The sequence below is a fragment of the Methylomagnum ishizawai genome (genome assembly GCF_019670005.1).
Taxonomy (GTDB): Bacteria; Pseudomonadota; Gammaproteobacteria; order Methylococcales; family Methylococcaceae; genus Methylomagnum; species Methylomagnum ishizawai.
The window spans coordinates 185405-205544 of record NZ_AP019783.1; the positions used below are offsets into that span (position 1 = coordinate 185405).

Genomic DNA, 20140 nt, shown 5'->3' on the forward strand with positions numbered 1-20140 from the left:
GCCCGGCCCCGCCCGCAGGGAGCTAGCCACCATCCGGCATCCGTTCATAAGGCAGGCGGTATAGGGCCACGCGGCGCGTGCTGGTGAGCGGCACGGCTATCCAGCACTCGCCGGTGGCGATGGTGCAATGGAAGTCGAAATCGGATGGGCCGGAGTTTTCCGGGGCTTCCGGCACGCGCAAGATAAACAGCGGTTCCCGCCGGTCCAGGTTCCAAAGGCGGACGGTCTTGTCGTCGCCGACAGTGGCCAGTTGGTGGCCGTCGGGGCTGTAGATGGCGCGAGAGACCCATTTTTTGTGGCCTTCGAGCCGGATCGGCGGCTGTTCGGGACGGTCGAGATCATAAAGCTCCACGCTTTGATCCTCGCCTACCACGGCGACTTGCCGACCGTCGGGGTTGATGGTGACCCAAGTTGGCCGTTTTTGGGTTTGGGCGATTTCCCGTAGGGAAGACTGGCCGGGATCGGCAATATTCCAAAGCAGCAAGCGGCCATCACCCAGGCTCAACAAACGCTTGCCGTCCGGGGTGAAGGCAAGGCTGACGGGCTTGGCCTCCTGGGATTGGGAACACCACCGCTGTCGATCGGTGTCCAGATCGAGCAAGCAGATGCCGCCTACCGCGTCCACCTTGGCAAGGGTCCGCCCGTTGGGAGAAAAGGCGACGGCGGTGGCGTTGATCTCTTTTTGTTTTTGCAGTTTCCCATCGCCGCCCACCGGGATATTCCACAGGATTGCTTTGTCCTTGGACAGGGAGGCGAGCCTATCGCCCTTGGCGTTGAATTCGAGACGGGCGATGGGGCTTTCGCCATGGGCGCGGAGTTCCTCGGCCAACAACAGGCCATCCGGCAACCGGTAAATTTGCAGGGAACCCTCCTTCGACCCCATTGCTAGCTTGTCGCCACCCGGCGCGATGGCGACGGCGGTGGGTTGCGGGGCGTCGTATTTCTCGTTGTCAGCGTAGGGGGTATCCATGTTCGGACGGGTCTTGAGCAGCCATTGCCTGGGCGGTTCGGAAGGTGCCAGCGACCAATGCCGCAGGGTATCGCCACCAACGGCATAGACATCTTGGCTGTGGATGGCCAGCGCTTGGTTGTTGCCCAGGCGGCTTTCATAGCGCCTTAGAGCGCCGCTTTCGACATCCCACAGCCTGAGTGTTCCATCTTCGTAACCGGACACGAGTTGGCTGCCATCGCCACCAAACTCGACTCCGGTTACCGCGACGCCCGGCAAGCCGTGCAAGGACCGGACGAACCTGGCTGCGCCATCCTTATCCACTTCCCAGAGGGCGACTTGCCCGTCGCTACCGCCGGTCGCTAAATCACCGCCATCGGAGTTAAATGCGACAGCGGTCACTTTATCGGTATGGGCGTTGCTCAAGATGGAGCGGATTTGCTTTGAATGCAAATCCCAGAGGCGGGCGGTTTGGTCGCCGTAGGCGGCGGCTAGCAACCCACCACCCGGCGAAAAGGCCAAGCTATTGATCTTCGGGTTCCCACGCTCCAAGGCCAAGCCGCCCATGGGTTTGCCGTTGGGTAAGGACCATAGCTCGATCTTGCCATCGGTGCCGCCAGAGGCCAGCCGCTTGCCATCCGGGCTGAGTGCCAAGGACTGGACCCCGCCCGGCACCTTCCAAACGACGGTTTTATCCTTCCCATACAGTGCCGCACGGATGATAAAACCATCGTCGTCCCCGCCACCCCCGCCGTATAGCCAGCGGCCTGTCGCATCGAGAGCGATGGCGCGCAATTCCCCGGTGGGGGCTTGGCCATCTATTAGTGGCCGTGATGTCCCGCTGCCGGTATTGAACAGGGCCAGGAAGCCTTCCTTGCCTGCGACGGCCAGCATTTTGCCATCCCGGTTGACCGCCAGCGCGGTCAGTGTCCTACCCTCGAACTGGTAAATCTGCTCGGTCCGCCAATCCATCATCTCTACATAGCCCGCCAAGAGGTTGCGGGCGTGGCGGCGTTCCACCGGGATATCCGCGTCTAGGGTATGGCTTTGTTGCAGATAGCCGCGGGCATTGGCATATTCCCTCAACCCGGCGAGCAAACTCGCGCTGATGGTTTGCGCGTCGAAGTTGTCGTGCTGTGTCCGATCCCAAGCGAATACCGCGATTAGCGCCAGCACAACCACGATGACCGGCAGGATGATTGACGCCATCACTCCGACCGTCCATGCCAATTTTTTGTTTCCTCTCCAGATAGATTCGCTGCGCTCTTTGGCCGCTATTTGCCCGATAGTCGCTGCGTGTTTTTGCTTCTCGGCTTCGAGGGATTCGATTTTCCTTTTCTGCTCGGACGACTCTTCTTCCAGTTCAGTGAACTCCCGCGCCCTGAATTCCTGCTGGGCGGCTTCGTGGCTTTGCGTGATGAATTGGCCGGTCCACCGGAATTCGCGTTCGAGGTTGTCGTCTTGGCAATCGCTGTAGCGCCGCGCCCAGGCGGGACCAAGCCCTTCGATGGACTCGAGCCATATATCCTTGGCCGGTTCGAGCTCTTTGAGTCCGCCCTTCCATAAATCCTGGAGCGGCACTGAGCCGGTATCGCCTGATAAGCCATCCGCCCAAGCGCCGGTTTCCTTGGCGCGCCGCGACCATTTCCGATATTCCTCGCCACGTTGGTATTCATCCCTCAACCAGTTCTCGAGCCGCCGCCACTGCCGGATCAAAGCCTCGTGGGTCAGGTCGATGATGCTATTCCCGGTCAACGCCGCGCCGTAGTGGAGGAAGTTCACCCCCGGCGCGGCGTAGCGCTGGATTACCGGCACGAAGTCTTGTGCCGTGTCACCGGTCCAAGCGGCGATCTCGGCCAGGGTTTGCGGGCGGCGGACGTACCCGTTCCCACAGGACTCGGTGATGGCGCGGAACAGTCTTTCGGCCAACAGCCGTTGCCGCTCCAAGGTAAAGCTTTCGAATATGCGTTCGGCGTGGTCATCGAGCGCCCTTCCGATTTCCGCGGCGGTGCCTTGGATAATGGGGCGGTCTGGGTCAAGCTCCTTGGCCTTTATCCACAACCGGGACAAGGCGTGTTGCAAGACCGGTAACTGGTCGGCCTCCTTGAGGCCATCGGTTTCCTTATAGAAGTCATCGACGATTTCTTCCACCAAGGATTTTTGGACGTTACCGCCGAACCCCTGGGCCGGTTTGACGATAGCCTGCACCAACTCCCCAAGACTGAGCCGGGGCGGCAAATACTGTGCCCGGTTGATCGCCTCGGGTAGTTCCAGGAAGCGCCTGCATTCCCCCAGGAAATCCATCCGCATCGTCAGCACCACGAACACCTGGAATTCCGTCCCGGCCCGCGCCGCCAGCAGCAAATCCACGAACGTCTGGGCCTCGCCTGCCACGCTGCCTGCCGTCCCGGCATAGGTGAACACCTCCTCGAACTGATCCACCAGTACCAATAGGTTGAACGGCGCGGCTTCCACCGGACGCCGCGCCGCTGCCCCGCGCAAAACATCCAGCCAACCCGGAGCTCCACGCCGCAATTCGGCGGCGATCAAAGCCGCTTCGGCGCTCACTTCGTTGGCATCTTGGGGCGAAGAAGCCGCCCCGCCCATCAACTCCCGGCCCAAAGCATGGGGACCAAGCAGCGCCTGGGCCAAGGCCAGCAAGGGCTGGGCACCGGGCCGCAACCAGGCCAGCCGCCAGTCGCTGCCGGTACTCAGCACTCCCGATGCCAAGCTAGGCAACAAACCCGCCCGCACCAAGCTGGATTTGCCACAACCCGAAGGCCCGACCACGGCTAGGAAGCGTTCGCGTTCGAGGATTTCCAGTAACCGGTCGGTTTGATTTTCGCGGCCAAAGAAAATCTCGACCTCGTATGGCTCGAAGGGACGCAGGCCTGGATAGGGCGCTTCGACACGGCGGTACTCAAACATGGCCGCCTCCGTTTCGCAGGGCATCGACAAAGCGCTTGAGCGGTTCGACGTTCAAACCCTGGCGGCAATCCAATTCCATCAGGCCGGGGCCGCCTAGACCATGGTGCAACTTTTCTTCCGGTGGGCCATCCAGCAAGCCGCTCCATGTGCCGGTGCGCTGCGCCGCTAGTAAATTGCGGGCTATGAGGTGCTGGGAATGTACCCAAGACAGCGGGGCCAAGCCGTAGATGATCAGCACGCCATGGTTGTTGTTCAACAGGGTCGCCAGATAGCGGCGATATTTTTCGAAATGTTCGCGGGGTCGGCGCTCGAGGGCGATCGTGGAATGGACATTCAAGCCTTTGAGTAGTTTTTGCGCCGCCTTGCCGAGTTCCAGGTCGGTCTTTTCCGCGTTAATGACGATGCTCAATGGTCCGCTAGGTGGCGCGGGCGGAGCAGGAAGCTCAAACCCGGTGGATGGTGGCGCGGGAGTATCCGGCGGGAGAGAAGGAAGCATCTGAATCTGCCGGGCAATGATGGTCGCCAGCCGGTTGAGTCCGGTCCAGTAGGGCCGGTCGCCTCTGGGGTCGGGTACCGGCCAACCCAGGATTATGGGATCGGGTTGGCCCAGGCTGCTGGTCCAAAATTGTATTTCGGTGATGTTTTCGATCCTTGGATGTAATTGCCGCCATTGCTGTTCGGTGGGGAGTAACTCTACTAGGAATACCCGGTTATTGGCGTGGGCACCCGCCCATTCCAAAAAGGCGTTCATTTCCTTCTGGCACCATTCCGACTCCAGATAGCGCGGCGACATGAAGGCCAGGATGCAACGGCTCTCGCGGATATGGTTGAGCAAGGTAGCGTCCACCCTGCGCTGCGGTTCCAAACGATAATCCATCCAGCAAGTCACCTCGCTACCGCCGGGCCTCATGGCGATGGCCTTTTGTAGTTTGTCGACGAATTCGGCGATCCAGCCCCTGGCCTGGGCATCGAAGGACTGGTTGTCGGCATGGGCGTAGCTGACGAAAATTTGTGCGGTCAGTGCGGGCATGTGGCTATCTTCCCCTAGATAAAGCTAGGCATGACTTTTTTTAGCAGCGTCGCGCCTTATGCTTGTTAGGTGGAAAATATATATCAGCCCGCCATTGTGACGCACCTAGTTTTATAAAACATGTATCACCCAAGGATTAGCTAAGCGAGAGCCACCTAATCCAACCCAGCCTTCATTTCCCCCGCCACGGCAACCACTGCCCGCCACCGGGCCGGAATCCCCGGCTCAGGGCCTGCCACGTAAAGCCCTGGGCCTCGCGCAAGGCGGCTTCCATCGTCAAGCCCAGCGCCAAGCCCGCCGCGCTGGCCGCCGCCAAGGTGCAGCCCGAGCCATGATAAGTGCCGGGCAGGCGCGGCCAGCGGTAGCCGGTGATACCCTGGGCGCTATACCAGCGGTTCACCAACTCGGGTCCGTCCTCGTGCCCGCCGGTCAACAGCACGTTCCGGCAGCCCAAATCCAACAGGGCGCGGGCCTGCGCCCCGGCCTCGTCCAGGCCGGTCAGCCGTTGGGCTTCCGGGGTGTTCGGGGTCGTCAATGTGCAATGGGGCAGCAAACGGGTCCTTACCGCCTCGATCAAGCCATCGCCGGCCAAATCCTGGCCGCCGCCCGCCGCCAGGATGGGGTCCAGCACCACCGGGATTCCAGGCCCCGCCAGTTCCAACACCTCCGCCACCGCCCAGGCGATATCCACGCTGCCCAAAAGCCCGATCTTGATGGCGGCGACCGGCAGATCGGCCAGCACCAGCTTGGCCTGTTCCAGGAAAGCCTCCGGGGCTTGGGGCAGCACCCGCAGCACATTATGGGTGTCCTGGACGGTAAGGGCAGTGATGACGGTGCAGGGATGGCAGCCTAGGCGGCACTGGGTTTCGATATCGGCCTGGATACCGGCCCCGCCGGTGGGATCGTGGCCGGACAGGTTGAGGACGACCGGGGGGGGCGGATGATTCATTGGGAATACCCGGATGAGGAAAGGGCGGCGATTGTGCCCAAGACCGCCCTAGTCCGCAACGTCGGGGGCCGCGGCCAGGGCGGCGCGGTAGGCCTCTAGCACCGCCGCGCCGAAGCACACCAGCCATACGTTCTCGATGGCCGGATATTCGGCGAGGCTCTGGCGCAGGGTGGAAATGGCGATCCGCGCCGCCTGTTCCACCGGATAGCCATAGGCCCCGCAGGAAATGGCGGGAAACGCCACGCTCGCCAAACCATGCCGCGCCGCCAGCCGCATGGATTCGCGGTAGCAGGACGCCAGCGATTCCGGTTCCCCTTGCTGGCCGCCCCGCCAGACCGGACCGACGGTGTGGATGACATGGCGGGCGGGTAATTTATAGCCGCCGGTGAGCTTGGCCTGTCCGGTCGGGCAGCCATTCAGGCGGCGGCATTCTTCCAACAGGCCCGGTCCCGCCGCCCGGTGGATCGCCCCATCCACCCCGCTCCCGCCCAGGAGGCTGCTGTTGGCGGCGTTGACGATGGCATCGACGGCGAGTTGGGTGATATCGGCCTGGATGATTGCGAGCTGGCTCATGATCTTTCCTCGTATTCGCGATGGGGACCGGGCGGGCCACGACTTGACAGCACGCACCGCCGCGGTAGCCTTTGGGCATAGCGCCCATTTCCCGGAGCCTAGCCTTATGTTGGACAAACTCAGGGGTCTTTTGGAATCCAAGCCGCCCGCCCAGAAAAAACTGGCCGAGCGCGGTAGCTGGAATCCCAATTTCATCACCGATCCGGTGCGTATCGCCTCGTTCCTCAACGATTTGGCCCACCAAAGGACGGCGCTCTTCCTGCAATTGGACGACCGCGGCATCGAGTCCGAGGACGACCAAGCGCAGAGGATGACCACCTATCTCTATAAGGTCGGCACCGAACGCGCCGCCCTCCACACCCCGGACGATCCCGAGGACGACCAGCGCCTACGGGCGGCGGGCCGGTTCAAGGTGATCACCGATATCTACAACAACATCCTGACCTTCCCCACCGAAATCATCGCCATCCAGGAAGAAGGCGGACAGTCCTATTACATCATCAACCTGCCGGGCCGGGTGTACTACCCCAAGAACCAAAAGCCGCGCCAGATCAGGATCGACCGCCAGCGCAATATCCACGCCTATCTGCGCTTCTTCGAGCCGGCCAAGAGCTACCGGGCGCTGATCGACGACCTCAGCGCCCAGGGCATGGGCGTCCTGCTCTCGTCCGAGGACCAAACCCTGCCCTATGTCCGCAAGGGCGATAAGCTCAAAGCCTGCTCCATCGGCCTCGGCACCCGCCAATACCCCTGCGAGGCGCGGGTGAACCAAGTCAAGCGCATCGGCGACAAGGCCATCCGCATCGATTGCGGCTTCGTTTCCCCCGGTGCCGAGTTCCTGGACGCGGTCGCGGCCATCCTCAAGGGCGCTTAGGTTCTGGTTGGGAAGGTCCGCGATGCCTTGTCTCGGTGCCGCTTCCATTTCAGCGTTTATATCGGTTTGAACGAAAAAAACGTCCATTCACTATTATGCTTAGCCTAGGAGACCGTCTGGCTGGACGATCCGGCCAGCGGATTTGGAACCGGGCCAACATCGGTGAAGCGACGCCATGCAACAAAAGAGCAGCCACAACCCGCCACAAGAAGTCATACCGCCGGACGGCGTGGCCTTGGTGGCCAAGACCGACACCCAAGGGCGGATCGCCTATGTCAACCCCGCCTTCGTGAAGATCAGCGGGTTCACGGAAGCCGAACTCCTGGGCCTGCCCCATAGCGTGGTCCGCCACCCGGACATGCCGGGAGCGGTGTTCGCCGACCTGTGGCGGGATTTGCGGGCCGGGCGGCCCTGGACCGGGTATGTGAAGAACCGCTGCAAAACGGGGGATTTCTACTGGGTCGAGGCCCATATCGCCCCGATCTGGGAAGGCGGGACCATCGCCGGCTATATGGGCGTGAGCCGCAAAGCCCCCTTGGCCGCCATCCGGGACGCCGAAGCCGCCTATCGCAAGCTCCGGGGCCAGGCGGCGGGCCGGTTCCGGGTGGTCCATGGCCGGGTGGTGGACGCAGGCTGGCGCGGGCGCGGGCGGGAAGCCTGGGGGCGGCTTTCGGTGTCGGCCAAGTTGACCCTGGGATGCCTCGCCGCCATGGCCTTGGTGATGGCGCTGGGCGTGCCCATCCTCAACGGCGAGGTGGGCGGCACCCTCGACCGCAACGGCGAAGCCGGACTCAGGACCAGCGTCGGGCTGATCCGCGATATCTTCGAGCTGCGCCTGGAATCCATGCGCAACAAGGCCACCCTGCTCAACCATGCCTTCGACGCGCTGTTCCCCGAGGGCTTTTCATTGGGCGGCACGCCGGACAAACCGCTGTTGTCGTTGGGCAAGGGACCGGCCCTCAATGGCGATCACGCGGCGCTGGACCGTTTCAGCCAGGCCACCGGGACGGTCGCCACCCTGTTCGCCGCCAAGGGCGACGATTTCGTGCGGGTCGCCACTTCGCTCAGGCGCGAGGACGGCGGGCGTGCCGTCGATACCTTGATGGGCAAGCAGCATCCCGCCTATGCCAGCGTCAGCCAAGGCCAGGCCTATAGCGGCCGGGCGACCTTGTTCGGCAAGGAGTACTACACCAGCTATACCCCGCTGCGGGACGGCTCCGGCAAGGTGGTGGGGCTGAGCTTCGTCGGGATCGATTTGGCGGCGGAATTGGCCGACCTCAAAAAGCGCATCAACGCGATCAAGATCGGCCAGACCGGCTATTACTACGTGCTGGACGGCAATCCCGGCCCCGATTACGGCAAGCTCCTGGTCCATCCCGGCAAGGAGGGCACCAATATCGCCGCTTCGAAAGATAGCTCGGGCCGCGAATTCATCCGCGAAATCCTGGAGCGCAAGCAAGGCACCATCCGCTATCCCTGGATGAACCAGGAACTGGGCGACACCGTACCGCACGAGAAGGTGGTCGTGTTCGACAGCCTACCGGAAACCCAATGGGTGGTGGCGGGCGGCACCTTCAGCGGGGAATTCGAGGCCTTGTCCACCCAGATCGGCCATTACGTGATCCTGGGCGGAGTGGCGATGATGCTGTTGCTGATCGGCATCCTCTACGGCTTGGTGCGGCGTTCGGTCATCCGGCCCTTGCAGGCCGAGGTGTTGCCGGCTTTCCGGGCGCTGTCCGCCGGGAAATACGACACCCGCCTGGAGTTGGGCGGCCGCGACGAAATCGCCCAGGTGCTACAGGGCTTGGAAACCATGCAAATCCAACTGGGTTTCGAGGTGTCCGAGGCCAAACGGCGGGCGGACGAAATGGCCCGCGTCAAGATGGCCCTGGACAGCGTCAGCACCCCGGTGCGCATCGCCCAACCGGATGGCGAGGTGGTCTACGCCAATCCGGCCTTGCTGGCGGTCTTGCGGCGGATCGAACCCATCTTGCGGACCCAGAATCCCGGTTTCGACCTCGAGCGCTTCGTGGGCGGCAGCATCGGGGTGTTGTACCCCGACCCGGCCGCGGCTTTGGCGCGGCTGGCCGCGTTGCGGACCGGCGAGGAGCAAATCCTGGAGATCGGTGGCCGGACCTTCCGGGTTGTCACCGGCCCGGTGTTCGACCGGGACGGCGAGCGCTTGGGCTCGGTGGGCGAATGGCAGGATATTACCGACCCGCTGCGGGCGGAGCGGGAGATTTCCGCCATCGTCGAACATGCCGGGTTCGGCGATTTCGAGCGGCGCATCGCCCTGGATGGCAAGGAAGGCTTCTTCCTGGCCCTGGCGCAGGGCATCAACCGCTTGCTCGATAGCACCCAGACGACGCTGGCGGAAACCTCGGACATCCTGTCCCGTATCGCCCGCGGCGACCTGAGCCGGACCATAGAGGCGGGTTATCGCGGTGTGTTCGGGCAATTGAGCGACGATATCAACACCACCATCGCCCAACTGCGCGGCGTGGTCGCCCAGATCAAGGACAGCGCCGAGGCCATCGACAGCGCCGCCAAGGAGATCGCGGCCGGCAACCTCGACCTATCGCGCCGCACCGAGCAGCAAGCCGCCAGCCTGGAACAGACGGCCAGTTCGATGGAACAACTCAGCGCCACCGTCCAGCAAAACGCCGAACACGCCCACAAGGCCAGCGAACTGGCGGAATCCAGCAACGCCATCGCCCGGCGCGGCGGGGAATTGGTCACGCGGGTGGTGGATACCATGGACCGCATCCGCGATAGCTCGAAGCAGATCACCGACATCATCGCCGTCATCGACGGCATCGCCTTCCAGACCAATATCCTGGCCCTGAACGCGGCGGTCGAGGCGGCGCGGGCCGGGGAACAGGGCCGGGGCTTCGCCGTGGTCGCCGGGGAAATCCGCAGCCTCGCCCACCGTTCGGCCAGCGCGGCCAAGGAAATCAAGGCACTGATCGCAGCCTCGGTGGAGAAGGTCGAGGAAGGCGGGCGGTGGGTGGCGGAGTCGGGGTCGAATATGGACGAGATCATGGCGGGCTTCCAGCAGGTGGCGAACTGGGTCGGCGGCATCAGCACGGCCAGCGCGGAGCAAAGCTCGGGGATCGCCCAGGTGGCCCAGGCCATCTTGCACATGGAGGAAACCACCCAGAGGAACGCGGCCCTGGTGGAGGAAGCCGCCGCCGCTTCGGAAAGCCTGGAGGAGCAGGCCCAGGGCTTGGTCGGGGCCATCAGCCATTTCAAACTGTCCTGAGGGCGATCGCGGAAACCGCGGCCCGCCGGTCCTTCCCAGCCTACGTTCCGTCCGTTTCCAGTCCATCGCTGTGGCGCTGGCTCGGTCCAAATGAAACAATTCCAGCGCCATCGTCCCAAGCGAGGTGGCTTGTGCTTCATCTGGACAATACAATAGCCAAGTCCGCCAACCCACCCGCCGCGGACCTCGCCCGTTGCCCTTCCCATTTTGCCGGTGTCCCATGCAACCCATACGCTCCCGTATCGCGCCCGTACTTTGGTCGTTCGCCCTGCTCTCCAATGCCGTCGGCGCGGCGACCCCGCCACTCGCGGTCGAGACCGACCACCGCGAAGCCACCCGGAATTTCTTCAACGCCCTGTTCTTCGCCTCCGAGGATGTGGCGATGGGCTGGACCGGCGGTTCGATAGCCGGTTGCAAGCCGGGCACCATCGGCGCGGATTTCCAAGCCGCCAGCCTGTTGCGCATCAATCTGTTCCGCGCCCTGGCCGGGGTGCCGGCCGGCATCGTCCTCGACGACGCCTTCAGCGTCCAGGCTCAGGCCGCGGCCTTGATGATGAGCGCCAAGAACACCCTCAGCCACACGCCGAAACAGGACGATCCCCACTGGCCTTGCCTGACCGACAAGGGCGACGCGGCGGCGGGCAAATCCAACCTGAGCCTGGGCCATGCCGGGCCCGCCGCCGTGTTCGGGCAGATGCAGGACCAGGGCGGCAACAACGCCGCCGTGGGCCACCGCCGTTGGTTGCTCTATCCCCAGACCCAGAAAATGGGCGTGGGCGATGTGGCCGGGGATGGCACCTCGGCCCATGAATCCGCCAACGCCGTCTGGGTGCAGGACGGCCATTTCGGCGATCCCAGACCCGCCACCCGTCAAGATTTCGTGTCCTGGCCCCCGCCCGGATTCTTGCCTTATCCCCTGATGTTCCCGCGCTGGTCGTTCTCCTTGGCGGATGCCAAATTCGACGCGGCCAAGGTCAGCGTCACCCGCGACGGCGTCGGGGTACCCGTGACCTTGGAGAAAGTGGCCGAGGGCAGCGGCGAAAACACCTTGGTGTTCAAACCCAACGATCCGGCCATCGGCGACCCCACGCCCGCCCCGGCCGGCGATATCCGCTTCGATGTCAAAGTGGAAAAAGTGAAGCTCGCCGGCGCGGAGTTACCGCCCTTCACCTATAGCGTGACCCTGTTCGACCCCGCCCGCTACGACACCGACACCGTGTTGCCCGATATCAGCGGCCCGGACCATCCGGTCGCGGGGCAGGCCGCCGTCTACGACATTTTGGGCACCGTGCCGGGGGCCGATGGCTATGAATGGCTGCAAGCCCCGCCCAGCCCCTACGCCACGGTGCAAAGCGCCGAGTCGGGAACCGACCCGGATGTCGAGACCCACACCACCCTCGGCTACAACTTCGTCACCGACGAATTCGCCGCCGACGGCAGCCATGCCTACGTCCTGCGCCATTTCCGTCCCGAGGCCCAAACCCTGACCCTGAAGAAGCTGTTCCTGCCCGGTGCCGCGGCCCGGCTGAATTTCCAAAGCCGCCTAGGCCGGGCCAGCGCGTTCGAGGTGGCGAAAGTGCAATATTCGCTGGACGGCGGGCAGGCTTGGCACGATCTCTACATCCAGGCCGGGCAGCAGGATGGCAGCGTCCCGGTCGAGAATGGTTTCAGCCCGCGCAGCATCGACCTGGATAGCCTCGCCGGACGCCCGCTCCGTATCCGCTTCCGCTACGACCTGGCCGCGCCGGGAGCCGGTGCCTTCACCACGCCATCCAGCGGCGATGCCGTGGGTTGGTATATCGACGCGGTGGCGTTCGAAGATATGGAAGCGCTGGACCCGGTCGCCATCGCCAGCGCCGAGGCCGGGCCCGGTTTCTCGTTCACCGGCGCGGCCCCCGGTGCCCTGGTCCTGGCGGGGCGCGGCACCTTGAGCGGCCAGCCCTTGGAATGGGGGCCGGTCAAGGCGGTGCGGGTATTTTCCAGCGGTGCCAACCAAACCCCGGTGGCGGACGCCGGTCCCGCCCAGACCGCCACCGTCAACACCCTGGTTACTTTGGACGGCAGCCGTAGCCTCGATCCCGACCACAGTCCCGCCGCCCTGCGTTATCAATGGATCCAGCAATCCGGTCCCAACGCGCCCTTGGCCGCCGCCAACACCGCCCATCCCAGTTTCACCCCGGCCGCCACCGGTACCTATGTGTTCGCGCTCAAGGTGGACGACACCCAGGCGACCAGCGCCGCCGCCACGGTCGCCATCAAAGTGATCCCGCCCAACCAAGCCCCCATCGCCGACGCCGGGCCGGATCAGCAAGGCGTGGTGGGCAAGCCGGTCACGCTGGACGGCGGTGCCAGCCACGACCCCGATAACGGTCCGAAATCCCTGGTCTACCTCTGGCAGCAAGACGCGGGACCGATTGCGGTCAAACTGGACCCCGTGGCCCAGCCCAGCTTCGCCACCCAAGTGGCGGGTAGCTATGCCTTCCATCTCAAGGTCAACGACGGTGCCTTGGATAGCGCGGTGGACACGGTGAACGTGACGGTCCGGGAGTCCGACCAAGCCCCGACCGCCAACGCCGGCCCGGACCGCAGCGTCGTCCTGGGTTCGACCGTGACCCTGGACGGTAGCCAGAGCCGCGATCCCGACAACGGTCCCAGCCCGCTCAGCTACGCCTGGGAAGCGCCCAACGGCGTGGTCCTCGGCGGGGCCAACACCGCCCATCCCAGCTTCAAACCCACGCAATTGGGCACTTATGGTTTCCGCCTGACCGTGAGCGATGGCGTCGCGGCTTATAAAAGCTCCGACACCGTCACCATCACCGTGACCAACGCCGCCCCGGTGGCGAACGCCGGACCGGACCGGAGCGTCCTGCTGGGTTCGACCGTGACCTTGGACGGCAGCCAGAGCCGCGATCCCGATAACGCGCCGAATCCGCTCAAATACCTGTGGGAAGCCCCGCCCGGCTCGAATATCGCCCTGACCGGGGCCGATACCCCGCATCCGAGCTTCAAAGCCGATCAAGTCGGCAGGTTCGAGTTCAGCCTCACCGTCGACGATGGCAACCAGAAGAATTTCGACATGGTGAAGATCAACGTGACCAACGCCGCCCCGGTCGCCAACGCCGGGCCGGACCAATCCGTGCCCTTGGGTTCGACCGTGATCCTGGACGGTGGCCAGAGCCGCGACCCCGACAACGTGCCGGGTCCGCTGCAGTACCAATGGCAGGCACCGCAAGGTTCGGGTGTGGCGCTGACCGGGGCCGATACCGCCCACCCGAGTTTCACGCCCACCCAGCCCGGCAGCTATGAGTTCGGCCTGATCGTCACCGATGGCAACCTGCAAAACCTCGACAAAGTGATCGTCACCGTCACCAACCAAACCCCGGTGGCGAACGCCGGTCCCGATATCGGCGCCGAGACCGGAGCCACCGTCACCCTGGACGGCAGCGCCAGCGCCGATCCCGACCACGCGCCCGGTCCCTTGGCTTATCATTGGCTGGTGCCCACGGGCATTGTCCTGAACGGGTCCGAGACCGCCCACCCCAGCTTCGTACCGAATGAACCCGGCACCTATAGCTTCGGCTTGGTGGTCGATGATGGTGCCGCCCAGAGCGCCACCGATGCCGTCACGGTGACGGTCTCCCCGCCGCCGCCCCTGCGCCTGCTCAGCCCCCAGCCCGGCGCGGGTTTGAAGGCCAAGCAAAAGCAGGCGGTGACGTGGCAATCGAATGGCATCGCGGGTTCGATCAAGCTCACGCTGTCCTTGTCCAAGAACGGGGTGAAATGGACCAAGCTCGCCACGCCCAAGAACACGGGCCGCTATACCTGGAAGGTCGCCAAGGCCCAGGCGGGCGCGGCGGTGCGGCTGCGGTTGTGCGCCCCGGCCAAGTTGCCACTCAACGGCCCGCATTGCGACGAGACCGACGGTCCCTTCACGGTATCGCGCTGAGGGATAATCCGCGGGCATGGCCGGAAACCGTGCCCGCCGCGCGCATTGGCGGGCGGGGACGGCGGGTTCCACCCTGGGAACCCCGCCCCGGCGCATCCATATAGCCCACCCAATCCCTGCCATCCTATGAATATTCCTCCATCCGCCGAATCCCAAGCCGCCGCCGCCCTGCTCCAAACCCTCCGCGCCGAACTGGCCCAAGCCCTGGTCGGCCAAGCCGGCCTGATCGACGAAGTCCTGATCGGCTTGGTTTCGGGGGCGCATGTGCTGTTGGAGGGCGTCCCCGGCTTGGGCAAAACCCTGCTGGTCAAGGCGTTGGCGCGGGCTTGCGCCGGGCGGTTCGGGCGCATCCAGTTCACGCCCGACCTGATGCCTTCGGACGTGGTGGGCCATACCTTCTTCGATATGGCGAGCGGCCAGTTCATCACCCGCCAGGGTCCGGTGTTCGCCCATTGGTTGCTGGCCGACGAGATCAACCGCGCCCCGGCCAAGACCCAGGCCGCCTTGCTGGAGGTCATGCAGGAAAACCAAGTCACCCTGGACGGTGCGGCCCTGCCCTTGCCCCGGCCTTTCATGGTGCTGGCGACCCAGAATCCCATCGAGCAGGAAGGCACCTATCCCCTGCCCGAAGCGCAATTGGACCGCTTCCTGCTCAAAATCCGCATCGACTACCCCAGCCTGGAAGATGAATTGCGCCTCACCCGCCAAGTCACCGAAGGCCGCACCGGCGGCGATCTGGATGTGGACGCGGTCGCCACGGTGTTGACGCCCGAGCAGGTGCTGGGCCTGCAACGGGTGGCGGCGCGGGTGGTGGTGGACGAGCGGGTGCTGGCCTATGCCGTCGCCATCGTCCGCGCCACCCGCGACGATCCGCGCTTGGCGCTGGGGGCCGGGCCGCGGGGTGGCATCGCCCTGGTGCGGGCGGGCCGGGCGCGGGCGGTGCTGGCCGGGCGCGGCTATGCCACCCCGGACGATATCAAGGCCGTGGCCCTGCCCGCGCTGCGCCATCGGGTGATGTCCGCGCCGGAAGCGGATATCGAGGGGCTGACCGCCGACGATTTGCTGCGGGCCTTGTTGGAATATGTGCCCGCGCCGCGGTTGTGAGATGGCGGGATTATTGCCGCACCGGCCCTTGCTCGTCGCCCTGGCCTGTTGGTTCGGCGTCGCGGTGCTGGTGGTGGTGCGGCCTGGGCTGCTGCCGGTTTGGGGATGGGGCGGGGCGGTCCTGCTGGGCGTGGCCTTGGCCGATGCCGGCTTGGCGTTGCGCCGCGGCAATCCCTTGACGGCGCGGCGCGAGGTCCGGGCCGTCTGGCCTTTGGGCGTGGCGCAAACCATCGGCTTACGCCTGGCCGGCGGGGACGGCGCGGGCTGGGTGTTCGACCGTCCGCCCGTGGCATTCGCCGCCGCGGCCCGGCCCGTGGCGTTCCGGGTGCGTGGCGGAGAATGGACCCAGGTCCATTACCGGCTCACGCCCACCGAGCGCGGCGAGCATCGTTTCGATACGGTCGAGTTGCGGCTGTTGTCGCCCTGGCGCTTGTGGCTGACCCGGCACCGGACCGGGGAAACCCAGACGGTGCGGGTCTATCCCGATTTCGCCCGGATCGCCGAATATAGCTTGCTGGCGACCGACAACCGGCTGTCGCAATTGGGCGTATTGCGGCGGCGGCGGCGTGGCGAGGGTTCGGATTTCCAGCAATTGCGCGAGTACCGCCGCGACGATGCCCTGCGTAGCATCGATTGGAAAGCCACGGCCAAGCACCGCAAGCCCATCGTCCGCGAATACCAGGACGAGCGCGACCAGCGTTTGATGTTCCTGTTGGATTGCGGCCAGCGCATGCGGGCGCGGGACGATGCGCTGTCCCATTTCGACCATACCCTGAACGCCTTGCTCTTGCTGGCCTATGTGGCCCTGCGCCAGGGCGACGGGGTGGGCCTCGCCACCTTCGCCCATGCCCAGCCGCGGTTCCTGGCCCCGCGCAAGTCGCTGGACACCGTCCAACACTTGCTGGACGCCACCTACGACCTGCAACCCACGCCGCGCACCCCGGATTACCTGATGGCGGCCCAGTCCTTGGCCGGGCGCTTGGAACGGCGGGCGCTGATCGTCCTGCTCACCAATCTGCGCGACGAGGACGAATCCAGCCTGGTCCTGGCCTTGCGCCTATTGGGCAGGCGGCATGGGGTCCTGGTCGCCAATTTACGGGAAACCGCCCTGGACGCGGCCTTGGCCCGGCCCATCGCGGATTTCGACGCCGCCCTGGGCTATGCCGCCGCCGTGGATTACCGCCGCGCCCGGCGGCGGCAATGGGCGATGTTGAAGGCCCAGGGTGCCCAGGTGTTGGAGGTGGCCCCGCCCGGATTGCCCACGGCCCTGGTCAACCGCTATTGGGAGATGAAGCGTGGCGGTCTGCTATGAGGAGTAATATCGCTGTTTCGCCATATCTTGTTCAAACCCGGAGCCCACCATGAGTACGCCGAGTACGCCAGAACCCATCCCCGAGGCCGATGAGACCCAGAATCCCTACGAAGCGCCCCAGGCCAGGGTGGACGATCCCGGCCTCGAAGGGCTGGGCGAATTGCTGGAGACGCCCCGCGCCCTCGAATTCACGCGGGGGTTGGGCTGGCTGGCCGGCGGTTGGGAATTGTTCGCGAGGGCGCCCGCCACCTGGATCGGCATCGTGATCCTGTGGATGGTCATCATCGGCTTGATCCTGCTGGGCCAGAGCCTGGTGGCGAACCTCGCGGTGGGGCTGGTCAATACGCTGTTCACGGGCGGCCTGATGTATGGCTGCCATGCGCTGACCCTGGAGCGGGACGGCCTCGGGGTCGAACACCTGTTCGCGGGCCTGTTCCGCCGCTTCCTCGGCTTGGCCTTGATCGGACTGGCCGGGAGCGCCGCCAGCGCCGCGATCCTGTTCGGCTCGTTCATCGCCGCCCTGGGGATGCCGACGGGGTTCAATATCCTGGTCCATGGCGAAGCGGTGGCGATGATGCCCGATCCGGTCCGCTTGTTGCTGGCCCTGCTGATGGTATCGGCCCTGATGATGCCGGTGATGATGGCGCTCTGGTTCGCCCCGGCCCTGGCCATCTTGCACGATGTGCCGCCGGGGCGGGCCTTGGTCCTCAGCTTCCAGGGCTGCCTGCGGAACCTCATGCCGTTCCTGGCCTACGGCTTGGGTGGCGCGATCTTAACGGTCCTGGCCGTCCTGACCCTGGGCCTGGGCTGGCTGGCGCTGTGGCCGGTGTTGATCGCCTCGACCTATGTGGCCTACCGCAACATCTTCACCGAGTGAGCGATGGACACCCCGCCGCCCGATACCGTCCGCGTGGTCGCGACCCCCGAAGGCTGCGAATTGGTCCTGCGCCTGGCGGGACCGGCGGCGCGGGCGCGGGCGTTCTGCATCGATGCCGTAATCCGCTTCCTCGTGTTCGTGGCCGCGGCCACCTTGCTGGGACGGCTGGGTTCGATGGGCATGGGCTTGCTGCTGTTGGTCTATTTCGGGTTGGCTTGGGGGTATCCGGTGTTGTTCGAGGTCTTCAATGCCGGGGCCACGCCGGGCAAGCGCCTGTGCGGGCTGGCCGTGCTGCGCGACGATGCCACCCCGGTCGGTTGGGACGCCGCTTTCCTGCGCAACGCCCTGCGTTTCGTGGACGCCGCCCCGGTGGGCTATGCGGTGGGCTTGGTGGCCATGGGCCTGAATGGCGATGGCAAGCGCCTGGGCGATATCCTGGCCGGGACGGTGGTGGTGTATCGGGGCATGAAAAAACCCGATCCGGGCGGCCCGGCCCCGGTGGAGGGCGTGGAACCGCCGCCCTTCCCCCTGGGGGCCGGGGAACGGCGGGCGCTGTTGGAATACCGCCGCCGGGCCGCAACCCTGACCCCGGAACGCGCCTTGGAACTGGCCGCCTTGGCCGCGCCCCTGACCGCCGGGCTGTCCCCGGAGGCGGGGCGGGCGCGTTTGTTCCGCCTCGCCGATTTCTTGCAGGGCCGCGCCGTCCAGGGCCGGGATTGAATCCCGGCTGTCATGATGCTGTAAACTGGCCGGGTAAACCTTAGCGCTTGGCCTTCGGGCCGCCACCGGGCAAACTTCCCCCCCATCCCAGCGGGGCTGGCATAATACCCCCCGACTCTCCGCCTTTTTCCCTGGAATCCGCGCCGCCATCCGTCCGGTTTTTCCATGGCGGGAGCGTGCGGCGCGGATTCCGGTTGTTCCCCGCCCGGACGGTATTTCCCATGGAATGCCGGGCGCGGGCGGTTCCACGAAGAGTTCATGGAGGCATCATGGCAAAACTCACCGACATACTGAAAAGCGATATCACCAAGGGCGTGGCGATTGGCCTGGGCGTGGCCGCCGCGGGGCTGCTGCTGACGCCGGCCTTGCGGCCCGTCACCCGTGGCGCGATGAAGGGCGGCATCCTCCTGTTCGAGAAGGGCCGCGAATGGATGGCGGAAGCCAGCGAATCCCTGGAGGACTTGGTCGCCGAGGTACGGGCCGAATTGGCCGAGCAGCGTTTCGCCGAGGAAGCCGTGGTCGAAGAAGCCGGGGATATCGAAGACGCCATGGAGGTGGCCGCGGCAACCGCCGAAGAGGCCCAGGGCTGAGCGGCCCCCATCGCCCGTCGTCGCGGCGCGGCCCACCGGGCCGGTCGCGCACCCGCCGGACAAACCCCTTCCCTACCGACCTTCCCGTCGATCCCTCATCCACCCAGTCCTTAGGTTCAGGCCGGCGCCGAGTCAGCGCAGGCGTTGGTGCAGGGGGCTTTTGCGGGGGAAATGCGCCTTGAGGAACTCCATCTGGTCGCTCAGCACCCGGCGACCCTGTAGGTAGATGTATTCGGCGTGGGTGGGCACGAAGGGGATCGCCAGGAGCTGCATCCCGGCCTGTTCGGGGGTCCGGCCGGCCTTGTGGTTGTTGCAGCGCTTGCAGGCGGTGACGACATTGTTCCAGATGTCCGCGCCGCCTTGGCTGATGGGGGTGATGTGGTCGCGGGAAAGATCGCCCTGGCCGAAATGCTGGCCGCAATACAGGCAGAGGTTGTTGTCGCGGCGGAACAGGGCGGGATTGCTGAGCGGGGGGACGTAGTTGGGGTCGGCGCCGTAGCCGCTGCCGTGCTGATGGTAGGTGGCGATGATCGAGTTGACCTCGATGATGCTGCGCCTGCCGGTCTTGGCGTTGATGCCGCCGTGTAGGGTGTAGAGATGCGTGCCGCAGCTATAGGCGACCTGCCCCAGGTGATAGAGTTTCGCCGCCTCCTGGTAGCCTATCCATTCCAGGGGCATGCCGGAGGCGTCGGTTCGCAACACCTGTAGATGATAAATCTCCATGTTTCCTCCATAGTCGAGCGCTGGCGGGTTTTCATTCGGGATGGGTGGTTAGGGTTCACTTCGAAAGATCGCTAAAGCAAAGACTTATGCACAGTGTATTCAATTTGGCCGGGGAGGGAAAACTTTGCGGGAACCGGCCCGGCCCCGGATTTTTATCTATGCATAGGTGCTTGCTTTTAAAGGAGGATTTTTATGGGGGCGAAGCGCCGCGGGGCGTTCCGCATCCAAAAATCCCATCGGGTCGAAGCGGTTCCGCGCCGATAATCCACAAAGTTATCCACAGCTTTGCGAACAGGCCCGGAC

Annotated in this window: 13 protein-coding genes; 8 read left to right on the forward strand and 5 right to left on the reverse strand. The window is 64.9% G+C overall.

All coding sequences use genetic code 11. The annotated features are described in order from the left end of the window. Positions 1-22: 22 nt before the first annotated feature. The 4 genes from K5658_RS00830 to K5658_RS00845 form a co-directional block, all read right to left on the reverse strand. Positions 23-3877: a WD40 repeat domain-containing protein gene (locus K5658_RS00830; RefSeq protein WP_221065108.1), complete on the reverse strand. Its 3855-nt coding sequence runs from the start codon at positions 3875-3877 to the stop codon at positions 23-25. Continuing rightward, positions 3870-4907, reverse strand: a complete 1038-nt coding sequence (locus tag K5658_RS00835; protein ID WP_221065109.1) for a toll/interleukin-1 receptor domain-containing protein — start codon at positions 4905-4907, stop codon at positions 3870-3872. The genes K5658_RS00830 and K5658_RS00835 overlap by 8 nt, the downstream gene beginning before the upstream one ends. A gap of 172 nt (positions 4908-5079) precedes the next feature. Next, positions 5080-5856: a bifunctional hydroxymethylpyrimidine kinase/phosphomethylpyrimidine kinase gene (thiD, locus tag K5658_RS00840; protein WP_221065110.1), complete on the reverse strand. Its 777-nt coding sequence runs from the start codon at positions 5854-5856 to the stop codon at positions 5080-5082. A 48-nt stretch (positions 5857-5904) separates the two neighbouring features. Continuing rightward, positions 5905-6429: an O-acetyl-ADP-ribose deacetylase gene (locus K5658_RS00845; protein ID WP_221065111.1), complete on the reverse strand. Its 525-nt coding sequence runs from the start codon at positions 6427-6429 to the stop codon at positions 5905-5907. 106 nt (positions 6430-6535) lie between these two features. On the opposite strand from K5658_RS00845, the gene K5658_RS00850 reads away from it, so the two are divergent. From K5658_RS00850 to K5658_RS00885, 8 genes are all read left to right on the forward strand, one after another. Next, the gene (locus K5658_RS00850) at positions 6536-7303 is read left to right on the forward strand and encodes a flagellar regulator YcgR PilZN domain-containing protein (protein ID WP_221065112.1); all 768 of its coding nucleotides are present in this window, start codon (positions 6536-6538) and stop codon (positions 7301-7303) included. 175 nt (positions 7304-7478) lie between these two features. Continuing rightward, positions 7479-10565 carry a Cache 3/Cache 2 fusion domain-containing protein gene (locus K5658_RS00855; RefSeq protein ID WP_221065113.1) on the forward strand — a complete coding sequence of 1029 codons (3087 nt, stop codon included), beginning with the start codon at positions 7479-7481 and terminating at the stop codon, positions 10563-10565. Between the two features lie 220 nt (positions 10566-10785). After that, positions 10786-14511 carry a PKD domain-containing protein gene (locus tag K5658_RS00860; RefSeq protein WP_221065114.1) on the forward strand — a complete coding sequence of 1242 codons (3726 nt, stop codon included), beginning with the start codon at positions 10786-10788 and terminating at the stop codon, positions 14509-14511. 126 nt (positions 14512-14637) lie between these two features. Next, on the forward strand, positions 14638-15615 hold the full coding sequence (locus K5658_RS00865; protein WP_221065115.1) for an AAA family ATPase: 978 nt from the start codon (positions 14638-14640) through the stop codon (positions 15613-15615). 1 nt (position 15616) lies between these two features. Then, complete coding sequence (locus K5658_RS00870; RefSeq protein ID WP_221065116.1) at positions 15617-16927, forward strand: DUF58 domain-containing protein; 1311 nt, start codon at positions 15617-15619, stop codon at positions 16925-16927. A 49-nt stretch (positions 16928-16976) separates the two neighbouring features. Then, positions 16977-17804, forward strand: a complete 828-nt coding sequence (locus K5658_RS00875; RefSeq protein ID WP_221065117.1) for a BPSS1780 family membrane protein — start codon at positions 16977-16979, stop codon at positions 17802-17804. Between the two features lie 3 nt (positions 17805-17807). Next, a complete protein-coding gene (locus tag K5658_RS00880; protein WP_221065118.1) occupies positions 17808-18524 on the forward strand; it encodes an RDD family protein in 717 nt (238 codons plus the stop codon). A gap of 269 nt (positions 18525-18793) precedes the next feature. After that, positions 18794-19114, forward strand: a complete 321-nt coding sequence (locus tag K5658_RS00885) for a DUF5132 domain-containing protein (protein WP_221065119.1) — start codon at positions 18794-18796, stop codon at positions 19112-19114. A gap of 132 nt (positions 19115-19246) precedes the next feature. Here K5658_RS00885 and K5658_RS00890 read toward each other — a convergent pair whose 3' ends face one another. Then, complete coding sequence (locus tag K5658_RS00890) at positions 19247-19837, reverse strand: HNH endonuclease (protein ID WP_221065120.1); 591 nt, start codon at positions 19835-19837, stop codon at positions 19247-19249. Between the last annotated feature and the right edge of the window lie 303 nt (positions 19838-20140).